Annotated in this window: 13 protein-coding genes; 7 read left to right on the top strand and 6 right to left on the bottom strand. The window is 69.3% G+C overall.

Annotated elements, in window-relative coordinates; genetic code table 11:
* On the bottom strand, positions 1–225 hold a 225-nt coding region (locus tag EAO76_RS11515), incomplete at its 3' end, for a transposase (RefSeq protein ID WP_262375389.1).
* A 243-nt stretch (positions 226–468) separates the two neighbouring features.
* Entirely contained in the window at positions 469–921 is a 453-nt protein-coding gene (locus tag EAO76_RS11510) for a hypothetical protein (RefSeq protein ID WP_148835840.1), read from the bottom strand.
* Between the two features lie 272 nt (positions 922–1,193).
* On the opposite strand from EAO76_RS11510, the gene EAO76_RS46035 reads away from it, so the two are divergent.
* Positions 1,194–1,331: a hypothetical protein gene (locus tag EAO76_RS46035; RefSeq protein WP_316248330.1), complete on the top strand. Its 138-nt coding sequence runs from the start codon at positions 1,194–1,196 to the stop codon at positions 1,329–1,331.
* Between the two features lie 52 nt (positions 1,332–1,383).
* On the opposite strand, the gene EAO76_RS11500 is transcribed toward EAO76_RS46035, so the two are convergent.
* Positions 1,384–1,689, bottom strand: a complete 306-nt coding sequence (locus EAO76_RS11500) for a hypothetical protein (protein ID WP_148835839.1) — start codon at positions 1,687–1,689, stop codon at positions 1,384–1,386.
* A gap of 219 nt (positions 1,690–1,908) precedes the next feature.
* Positions 1,909–2,106 carry a hypothetical protein gene (locus tag EAO76_RS11495; protein WP_148835838.1) on the bottom strand — a complete coding sequence of 66 codons (198 nt, stop codon included), beginning with the start codon at positions 2,104–2,106 and terminating at the stop codon, positions 1,909–1,911.
* A gap of 219 nt (positions 2,107–2,325) precedes the next feature.
* On the opposite strand from EAO76_RS11495, the gene mobF reads away from it, so the two are divergent.
* Both mobF and EAO76_RS11485 read left to right on the top strand, forming a co-directional pair.
* Positions 2,326–4,095, top strand: a complete 1,770-nt coding sequence (mobF, locus tag EAO76_RS11490; protein WP_262375390.1) for a MobF family relaxase — start codon at positions 2,326–2,328, stop codon at positions 4,093–4,095.
* Complete coding sequence (locus tag EAO76_RS11485) at positions 4,092–4,454, top strand: hypothetical protein (protein ID WP_148835836.1); 363 nt, start codon at positions 4,092–4,094, stop codon at positions 4,452–4,454. The genes mobF and EAO76_RS11485 overlap by 4 nt, the downstream gene beginning before the upstream one ends.
* Positions 4,455–4,965: 511 nt before the next feature.
* On the opposite strand, the gene EAO76_RS11480 is transcribed toward EAO76_RS11485, so the two are convergent.
* Positions 4,966–5,400 (bottom strand): hypothetical protein, encoded by a 435-nt coding sequence (locus EAO76_RS11480; protein ID WP_148835835.1) that lies wholly within the window; start codon positions 5,398–5,400, stop codon positions 4,966–4,968.
* 94 nt (positions 5,401–5,494) lie between these two features.
* Positions 5,495–5,968 carry a hypothetical protein gene (locus tag EAO76_RS11475; protein ID WP_148835834.1) on the bottom strand — a complete coding sequence of 158 codons (474 nt, stop codon included), beginning with the start codon at positions 5,966–5,968 and terminating at the stop codon, positions 5,495–5,497.
* Between the two features lie 515 nt (positions 5,969–6,483).
* Between EAO76_RS11475 and EAO76_RS11470 the strand changes: the two genes are divergently transcribed.
* The 4 genes from EAO76_RS11470 to EAO76_RS11455 form a co-directional block, all read left to right on the top strand.
* On the top strand, positions 6,484–7,692 hold the full coding sequence (locus tag EAO76_RS11470) for a hypothetical protein (RefSeq protein ID WP_148835833.1): 1,209 nt from the start codon (positions 6,484–6,486) through the stop codon (positions 7,690–7,692).
* Positions 7,693–8,520: 828 nt separating this feature from the next.
* Positions 8,521–8,961: a hypothetical protein gene (locus tag EAO76_RS11465; protein WP_148835832.1), complete on the top strand. Its 441-nt coding sequence runs from the start codon at positions 8,521–8,523 to the stop codon at positions 8,959–8,961.
* On the top strand, positions 8,958–9,584 hold the full coding sequence (locus EAO76_RS11460) for a hypothetical protein (protein ID WP_148835831.1): 627 nt from the start codon (positions 8,958–8,960) through the stop codon (positions 9,582–9,584). Before EAO76_RS11465 ends, EAO76_RS11460 begins: the two co-directional genes overlap by 4 nt.
* A 340-nt stretch (positions 9,585–9,924) precedes the next feature.
* The coding region (locus EAO76_RS11455) for a transposase (protein WP_148835830.1) at positions 9,925–10,146 on the top strand (222 nt) is incomplete at its 3' end.

Raw genomic sequence — 10,146 nt, 5'->3', positions numbered from 1 at the left:
CCAGTCCCGCAGCCGCCGCCAGGCCGTCACCCCACTGCAGCCGGTCCGCTCGGCGGGCACGTCTCTCCAGCTGACGTTCTTGCGCAGCACGTACACGATGCCCCGAAGAGCCGCACGGTCGTCCGCCGGCAACCGCCCGGGATACCGATGACGCCGCGGCGGCCGGGGCGGCAGCAGCGGAGCGATGCGTTCCCACAGGTCATCAGGCACAAGATCATCCGACACCCGCACCACTCTGCCCCTGCCAGCCCCGGTCGCCAAGCCCTCACGCTGAACTCATTCTGAAACGATCAGTTAGCGCACAGAAAGCCGAGCAGGCCCGCAACGATCACGACAACGGCAGCGATCAAGACGAACTCGCCTCGACCGTTAAAAACAGCTTGCAGCATTGGTGCGCAACGCCTTCGACGGGAGCGCCCTGTCCCCGCATGACCGCAGGGACAGGGCACCACAGGGAATGGGGCAGTGTCAGCAGGTGCCGGAAGGGGTCTGGAACGTTCCCTGTCCGCTCACCGACAGCAGCCCGTTCGTGGAGTAGCAGTCCGAGGACCAGTTGCGGCTCCACGAGGCGCTCTTGGTGGTTCCTGAGGACTGGCTGAACTGGGAACCCCAGGTAGTCGTTCCGGCGTAGTTGAATCCCAGCTTCGCCGAAATGGTGCCACCACTCGACTTCTCGTACCAGGTTCTGACGGTCACTGCTCCGGAGCCCTGGGTCTTGTCGTGGAAGAGCCGACCGCTGGAGAGCGTGGTGCAAACGCGGCCGTAGCCGATCTGGCCGTCGCTCGGGCAGGACTCCTGGACCGATACGTCACCGCGGGGCGCCGCAGCTGTTGCACTTGCAGACCCGGTTGCGCCCATGGCTCCAATCATCAGGCCGACGACTGCCGTACCGCGGGCGATCTTGTGGGTGTATGCATTCATAGCTTCCACCTCTTCGTCAGTCGTTGGACCCGCAGATATGCGGGCAGCGGGAGAGGCATAGATGTTCCCCAAGGCATGACAAAGCCTTGTATGGACCGTGTCCCCCCGTAGCCGGTCGGTCGCAACCGGTGATCATCACGCTAGGTTGTGTCACATTAAATGATCAAGCGCCTGGTCGAGGCTTGCCTCAAACTGCCCGTTGAGCCGTCTTGATCCAACCCATAGACCCGTAGATCTCCGACCTGCGTGACAGGTATGGGCGCCTGTGAGCGATCCTGCGCACGACCAGGGGCTGGATCGCCGAAACCGGCAAGAGCCCTTCCGTCCGGCAGATCGGCGAGCAGGTCGGCCTGTCCAGCACCAGCTCCGTCGCCTACCAGCGCTCGGCCGCCTCGAAGCCCGCGGACTGATCAGTCGCACCAGCCACCGCTGGCGCTCCTGCCGCCTGAGCACCTGACCCGCTCACGGGCCGGTGAGGATGTCGTGGGTGCCGATGCGGCGCCAGATCACGTGCGATGTGTTCGGGCGCAGCGCTGCTCCGTACTGCCAGGTGGCGCGTCCCGCAGGTCCGGCGCCCATGGACCAAGTGAGCTCGTAGACGCCGGAGGCGCGTCGTACGCCCTTGATGCGGAGGCCGGCGCGGAACGGGCCCCCGGCGCGGAGGTCGTCGACGAAGGCGGTGACTGCCTGGCGGAAGGCGCGGCGCTGTTCGGGGGTGAGGCGGTGGTGGTCGGTGGTGAAGCGCGGCATGGCCTCGTACGTGGGCACGGTACCTCCAGGACGCACGAAGCCCCCGGCCGGAGTCGGCCGGGGGCGGTAGTGGCTGGTCGTGTTGAAGGGCGTCGGTGACGCGGTGCGCTCAGTGGATGGTCGGGGCAGTTGTGTGTTGGTGCGTGCTGGCGCTGGTTGACGTTGAAGTCGGCTGGAGTCGCATTTCGTGGCGGGTGATGCTGATGTGGTCGGCGCGCAGTATTCGCACGGCTCGGGTCAGAGCCCGTAGCGGTCGTTCATGAGGTCGTTCCACCTCTGTGCGTTGGGCAGGTCGTTGGCGCAGGCGTTGCAGTGGGGCTGGTAGTCGGTCCTGGGGGAGTACGGCACGTTCGAGTGGACGACGACCTTCGGGCGCAGCGTGAGCGGGTGGCGGCACAGCGGGCAGAGGTCTCCGTGGAGCAGTTCGCGATTCATGCGGCGGACTGTGCACAGGTCGGCGGGTTACCGTCTCGGGCTGTTGGGACAGCCCGCCTGGCGGGCGCCCCGGCAAAGACTTGGTGATGGCCTCCCGCCCGGCGGGAAGGACTCCAACTCGCTCTTCTGCGCAGGTCAAAGCCGGTGTTCCATGGCCCGGTGATCAGCAAATCGGAGCTCCGTCCGGGTGACGGTGTGCGTTACCTCCTTCGTGGCGTGATGGTCGGTGACGGCCACCGCCCCGCGGGCACGGCACTGCGCGCCGCCCAGGACGAGGCCGGTGTCCCGCCCGGGATCTGGAGGGGCCAGGGCCTGGCCGCGGTCGGCCTCACGGCCGGGGACGTGGTGAGCGAGCGGCAGGCCGAGTTGCTCCTGGGGGAGGGCCGGCACCCGGACGCCGACCGGATCGAACGTGAGCGCCTTCAGGCGGGCGACGATCCGGCGAAGGCCCGGCGGGCGACCGTGCTGGGCAGGCCCATCGAGCACAACCGCTCCCCGAAGACCGACAAGGCCAAGAAGCGCACCCCCTGGCTGGGCATGGACCTCACGTTCCGGCCGCCGCCGACGGCACACATCGCGTGGGCGTTGATGGATGACGAGCACCGTCTGGTGCTGGAGTCGTGCCAGGACATTGCCGTGGACAAGACGCTGAAGTGGCTGGGGGAGTCGGTCGCGCAGATCCGCTGGAAAGCCGGCGGCAAGCAGCGCGCCCCGGTGAAGGACGGGTTGATCGTGGCGGTGTTCCGGCACTACGAATCGCGGGCCGCCGAGTCGAAGCCGCTGCTCCACGATCACGCCGTGGTGTCGATCCGGGCCCGGCGCCCGGACGGGGCGGGGACGTGGGGCAACGTGTCGGCGGACTCGCTGCTCGCCCACATCGTCGTGGCCGACACCCTCTACCTCCTCTACTTCATGGAGGAGGTGTCCGCCCGGCTCGGGTGGGCGTGGGAGCCGCGCGAGGTGACGCCGGGGCGCCGGCCCGTCATGGAGATCGCGGGCATCGACCGGCGGCTCATCGGCTGGCAGTCGACACGCCGTCAGCAGATCGAGGAAGCGCTGTTCGTCCTCACCGCCGAGTACGTGGAGGAGCACGGGCACGAGCCGGGGGAGCGGGCCGCCTACTACCTGGGCTGCCGGGCCGCCGACCGGACGCGCCCGCCCAAGCGCAAGGAGCCGCGGTCGCTGTCCGAGCTGCGCCGGCGGTGGCGGGAGTCGGCCGTCGACGCGGTCGGCGCCGACGTCGTGGACCGGCTCGCGCAGCGGGCGCGGGCGGCGGCCGCAGCGGTGTGGGCGCGGGTACGGCCGGTGGTCGACGTCGTCCTGGCCGCCGTCGACACCCTGGCCGTGGTGTACGTGATGCGCGGAGCGTTCAAGCGCCACCACCTGCTCGCCGAAGCACGCCGCTACCTCGCCTACGCCCTGCGCGGCCGCCCGCACCAGCCCGGCCTGGACGAACAGATAGTCCAGACCGTCGTCGACGACTACACCCGCCCCGTCGGCCGGGGCCTGATGATGACCGCCGACCTGCACGCCCTGTACCCGAACGACACCGAGGACCAGGCCGTGCTGCGCCCGCTGACCCGCAACCGGACGCTCCCCCTCTACGCGCGGGCCCGCCTGGCCGCCCGAGCGCTCTCCGCCTGGGTCCACGCGGTGCGCCGCTCGGAGCGCCTGGATTCCCGCACCCGCCCGCACACCGTCGCCGTGCCCGGCGCCTCGACGAGGTCCGGCCCGCGTCCGTCGCGTACGGACCGGAAGGCCGGCCGCGCCCAGGAGCAGCAGACCGATGTCGCCGCGCTGGACCAGACCCGCGCCACGATCGAGGCCGTCGCCCAGATGGCCGTCAAGCTCCAGGACGGCGTACGGGAGCGCGCCGCCGCCCGAGGCCCGCAGCCGCAACCCGCCCCGCAGGCGCCTGCGCCGTCACACATCCCGCCGCCCAGCGCGCAGCAGACGCCGGGCCGCATCCCCACCGGAGGACCCGCATGACCACACCGGAGAACCCCGAGATTCCGGAGATCCCCGGACTCGTGGACGCCCTCGCCCGAGCCCGCGCAGCCTCCGGGAAGATGGCCGCCGCGCTCATAGGAGGCCAGCAGCCCGAGACCGAGGAGCCCGTGGGCTGGCAGCCGATCTGGAAACGCCCCCGGACACCGAAGTCGAAGGTGGACAAGAAGAAGGAACTGCGCAAGCAGCGGCGGCGGCTCCAGGACGCCGCCAAGCGCCGCCTCGCCGCCGGGAACTCGCGCCGGCCCCGCTCCCGGCAGAGCCGGATCGGCAACGCGGCCGCGCGCCGCGATGCCCGCGCCCTGTCCCGGGTACGGCACTCCAACGCCTGGCTGTGGTGACGATGCCACTGGACACCACTCCCGTGCGCCGGACGACGATGGACTCCACCGTGGTGCGCACCGCGATGGTGCGCCACCGCGCCCGGCACCGCACCACTCCGACGATGCCCGGCACTCTCGCGCGCCGGTGCGCCGCACCCGATGCTCCCCACCGCACCAGTTCGCGCGCGGCTGGCACCCCGTGGCCCGGGTGCGGTCGGGCGCGCGACCCCTTGTCCGGCTCCGCCGCACCCCCTTGTCGGGTTCTGCTACCGCGACGTTTCCCCTGGACAGCGCCGGTTTCGGCCCGCGATCAGGTCGCGGCCAAGGGGGTGTGTGATATAGGGGCCCGCCCGGTCGTGGCGCGCCCGGTGCGGTGCGGCGACGCAGGCGCACCGCACCGCCGGACGACGGTGCGGTGGCGCGCGCCACGGTGGTGCGGTGCGGTGGTGCGGTGGACCGCACCACCGTGGTGCGGTGGTGCGCCGGGGACGCGCGCCGGACCGCACCACCGCCGTCCCGGAGGTGCGCCCTACGCGGTGGTGCGGTGCGCCGGGTGCGCCTCCATCGCCTGCCGCATCCCCGCGGCCTCCAGCTGGCGCAGGACGCCGGCGACGTCGCCGTCCTCGGTGAGGATGTTGTCGGTGAAGCGGGTGATGGTGTCGGCGGCGCCCGGCAGGCTGTTCAGGCACACGCCGTGGCACAGGAGCTCCAGCAGCAGCCGTCCGAGCGCGGCGGCCAGGAAGGAGTGCGCGCAGGGCTCTTCGTCGTGGTCGTCCACGGCGGTGACCGGTATGAAGACGCGCGCGGCGACGTCCACGAGCAGCCGGTGCAGCTGCTCCGGGCCTGTGTCGTCGGCGATCGCAGTGGCGATGTCGATGTCGCCGACGAGACGGGCCCGGATGTAGGCGTCGGCGACGTCGTTCGGCTCCATCGGGGCGAGCGGCATGGTGATGGTCTCGGGCATAGGTGGCTCCTCATGTACGGGCCGTCTCGTTGATCGGAGGGCCCCAGGACGTGATTGCTGGCGGGGAGATGAGCGCGGGCTCACCTGGTGTGCGCTACGGGGCGGTGGTGTTCACCGGGTAGGCCGCGGCCGATGCGGCCCGCGCGTCCAGGAGCAGGCGGCCCTTCGCGCACGACTCGTAGACGGCCAAGGCGTGGGCGATGTCGTCGTGTTCTTCGCAGAGGATTGCCGTGACGAAGCTGATGACCGTCTGGGCGATGCCCGGGGCGGCGTCCGGTCCGGCCTGCTGCCAGTTGCGCAGGGCGTGCAGGAAGACCTTGCCGAGAGCCTCCAGGGTGAAGGAGTCCCATGTCGGAGCGTCGTCGTCCGGGCCGGGCAGCGAGGTACCCGCCTCGACGATCCCTTCGGCGATGCCGGTGAGGAAGGCCGGCATCCGCGGTTCGGCGACGACGAGGTCGCCGGCTGTCCGGGCGTCACCGGCCTGGACCGCCCGGAGGTAGTCGAAGGCACTCGCCACTGCTTCCTCGGTCAGCGGTTCGAACAATGCATCAGCGGGGCTCTGCGGCATGACAACTCCTCATCGACGGGCCGCCACACTGATCGCGGCGGCCTCAACAGGAGCCTCCAGCGGCGGCCCTGTGGACAGAGTCCGGCCGTTGGCGGGGGAGATCTCTCCCCCCTGCGTTGATCACGATGCGGTCACGGCGGAGGGGTTTTCCGAGGTAGGCGTCACACGGAGCCCGAATTTCCTACCAGTACAAGGTGAATGGCGAGATAGGTCTCGCCCCACCTCCAGGAGCATCCGGTGTCCGCAGACGACCCCCAGCAGCACCTTGACCAGCCCGGAGGGGCCCCCTCCGCGGACCCCTCCACGCGGACCCCTCCACCGCCCCCTCCGCGCCCTGCTCTCAGCGACCGGGCGTTTCCGCAGGTCAGACCGGGCGGACAGGGGGGCGTCGCAGCGTCGACAACCCTCATGTAGATGTAGCAAGGAGCCCCGAACACCGGAGGACTTCGACTGGACCTCGACGCCGGGAACTCCTGCAAGCACTCGGGATCTTCCAGAGGGCTACGCCCGACCAGTTGTGGAAGCTGACCCGACCCGGCAACAAGCACGACAAGCTCGTACGGGACAACCTCCTGGATCTGGAGGACCACCACCTGGTGAGGCCCGAACTGGTGAGGGACGACCAGCGGCAGGTGTGGGTGCTGACCCGGCGAGGCCACGGCGAGGCGAAACAGCTGCTGGAGCCGAAGGGCATACGGGTCTCCGCGCTGCGCGAGAAGAAGTACCACCCGAAGACCGGGAAGCTGCTCGGTTCCAGCTATGACGACCACGCTGCCGCGGTCACCTCGACCGCCGCCGAACTGCACGTCGCGGGCATCGGGCACCGGCTCGGCTTCCAGACGGAGATCGGACACCGGCTCGGCAACGGCTACGTGCAGCGGGCGGACCTGGTGGTGCGGGCACCACAGGCCGGGGTGCCGGTGCTGCTGATGGAGATCGACCGCCGCAGCGAGGACGCGCACGACCTGGTCGTCAAGCTGCACCGGTACTGGGAGTGGGGCCGGCTGCTCCCGAAGGACGCGGCCAAGAAGACGGTGGACCTGGTCCGCTCCCGGCCGGACGCGATCGAGTACGTCGACCACGACAAGCGGCTGTGGCGCAGGGTCTACCCGCCGACCGGCCGGGAGGGCCTGGTCCCGGTGGCGTTCGTGTTCGCCGACACCACGGAAGAGAAGGTCGACAACGCGGTCGCCGCGCTGGAGAAGGCCGGCCGACGCTACTGGGCGCCGCGCCGGTATGACTCCCTCTACGAGAAGGCCATCACCGCAAGGGACTACGACCAGGCGGTGCCCGTCGTCGTCACCACGCTGGAGCAGCTCCAGGAGCACGGCGCCGGGGCGGCGGTGTGGCGGCGGCTGGGACGGACCGGTGAGCAGACGCTGACGGACGCGCTCGACAACCCCGACGGCCACGACCTCTACCGCGCCCAGGAGGCCCGCGCCGACGCGCAGGACAAGCAGCGCCGCGCTGCTGAGCGGGAGGCACAGCGCCCGGTGTGCACGCGATGCGGGCGGAAGTTCACCGACGAGCGCTGGGAGGAGATCACCGTGCACCGCACCGCGGTACGGGCCGGGGACAAATCGGTGTGCGGCCCGTGCCGCGCCGACGACGTCGCCCGCCAGGAGGCCGAAGTCGAAGCCGCCCGCCTCGCGGCCGCCGCGCCGGAGCCCGAGGACGACCCGGAGCCGGACCGGAGCCGCAGCTGGTTCCGCTGGCGGACCTGACCTGGGCAAGCCCAAGGGGAGCCTGGGCAAGCCGCCCCGATGGGTGGCTTGCCCAGGCCCCGGCCTCGCCCTGCCCGCCCGGCGGGACGGCCCGTGAAGTCGGGGCGTCGCCGTACGGGACGGAAGGACCGAACCCGGCTGCACGCCAGTTCCGAGCCATAGACAGGACTCATGAGACGCACCCGAGAAGAGACCGTGCCCCAGGATCTGCCGGGCAGCCTGTGGCACGCCCTGGCACGGTTTCAGCACACCCACCCCGACCCCGTGGGCCGCGCCGGGCCGCTCGCCCGCCCGGCCGGACTCTTGTCCTTCACCGCGGCGCCGACACCGACACCTCTTCCTCGAAGGGGAAGAGCGCCTATATCCACCTCTCCCCGAAGAGCAGTCCCTGCCCAGGCCGCGTCCACATCGTCCAGGACGCCACCGCCCCCCGAACCCTGGCCGGGGCTTCGGGAGGATCACGATCACCCGCATCCCTGACCCAAGCCCGCGCCGAACTGGTCGTCGGCCTGCTGCTCGACATCACCGGCTGGACAGCGGACGAGATCTAGACCGGTGTCGCGCTGATGACCGAGCTCGGACAGTTCGGCGCCAGCGACCGTGCTCTGTATGGCTCGCGGCCCGGCGAGCGGAACCGCTGGGACTGGTCCGGCGACACACCCTGAGCGGCCTGGCCGCTCAGGGTGGAGGATTCGGACATGGTTCTGAAAGGCAGTCACGACTGGCTCGGCACTATGCCACCGTGCATCCGGACCCGCTAGTTTGTATCTAGGCGTGCCGGGACGTTGATTGACTTCCCGCTTCACTCGGATCGCTCATGGGGGGGACATGCTGAACGAAACCATGGCGGCCTTGGCCGCAGCAGGAGGGACCGCGCTGGTGGGCGCAGCCGCGACGGATGCGTGGACGACTGCCAGGACCGGGTTCGCGCGACTGCTCGGAAGGGGCGACACCAGAGGGGAGCTCGTTGCCGCCCGCAGGCTCGACGGGACCGCCGCCGAGGTTGAACGGATTCCCGAGGCCAGGCGCGAAGCCGTTCGCGGCGAGCTGGTCGGCAGCTGGACCACGCGGCTGGGCGACCTCCTGGAGGAGAACCCTGAGGCCGCCGTCGAGCTTCGCGAGCTCATCAGCCGCGTGCGCGCGGAACTTCCCGTGACGGTGCAGTCCGGAAGCCAGGTGAACATCGCCAACGGCGGCGGCGTCCAACACATCAGCCAGTACGGTGACATCAACGTTGGCCCCGCTCCGCGCGAGGGGGAATACTCGTGAATTCGGATATGGGGGACGACAGGATAGATTTCCAGAGGAACACGGCGGAGCGCGGCGACCTGTATGCCAGCCAGTACGGTGACGTAAATCATTCGGAGAGTCGATCGAACAGCTTCAATCTCAGCGGCGGCTACTTAGTCGCGGCAGTGGTAGCTGGTGTACTCCTCCTTTTGGGAGGAGGTTTCTATGCCTACCAAAAGTTCGTGGTCGACAAAGAGTCCGACATCGCTTCCATCGGCACCGATCCGGGCGAAACGGGTGTTCGTGACACCTGGAAATCATTCCAGGCTGCTGCGACCAAGAAAGACTACGAACGCGCCTGTTCGCTCTATTCGACGAAGACTCGACTACTGATGCAGAGCACCGAGAGATGCATCAACACCATGAAGCAGATCTACGACAATCCGGCATCGGCATCTCAGAATGTATGGGACCCGAACTGGGAGACCAAAGTAACCATCTCGGGCGCCAACGCCGAAATTCGCCGTCAGACGGAAACCGCGATCGGGGCTGTATATCTGGTTCGAGACGGCCAGTACTGGCGAGTCAGTGGCGATACGCTTTGCCACGAGGTATACGGCGACAGAGAGTCTGAAACTAAATGCAAGAACATCACTTGGTAACGCGAGAAGAAGCCACCTGACTAATTCAGCCTGCGCGGCGCGGTGACGGCGTGGGCCAGGACGACGATGGCCTGACGGCCAACGCCGCCCCGGGCCCACGTCCCGGTGAAACGGACCTGATCGGCCACCCGTTGCCCAGCCGCTGCCACGGACGCAGCCGCCCGAGCAGATGGCTGGCCGCGAGCGCGACGGCTGCAGTGACGACGACGCCCATCACGTCCATCCCATGTCGATTGCGGAGAGCAGCTCCACTCGCTCCGGCGTTAGGGCCTGTGTGATGTCGTGATCAATCCTGTGGATCCGGGTCCGTCTGGAGGGCGGATCCGGTAGGAATGCGGTCGTGACGCGTAGGCAACTCACGGATAAACAGTGGGAGTTGATCGAGCCGTATCTGCCGATCGGCGAGTACGGTCCGTACCCCGAGCGGCTGAGGGATCAGTTCGAGGGGGTGATCTGGCGGTTCAGGACCAGCGCGCAGTGGCGTGAGATGCCGGCCGAGTTCGGGCCGTGGCCGACCGTCTACGGGCGCTTTCGGGTCTGGCGGAACACTGGTGTGTTCACC

This window comes from Streptomyces sp. sk2.1 (assembly GCF_008120935.1).
Lineage (GTDB): Bacteria > Actinomycetota > Actinomycetes > Streptomycetales > Streptomycetaceae > Streptomyces.
The sequence above is the reverse complement of the archived record's forward strand: the minus strand, read 5'-3'. Positions and strand labels throughout refer to the sequence as shown.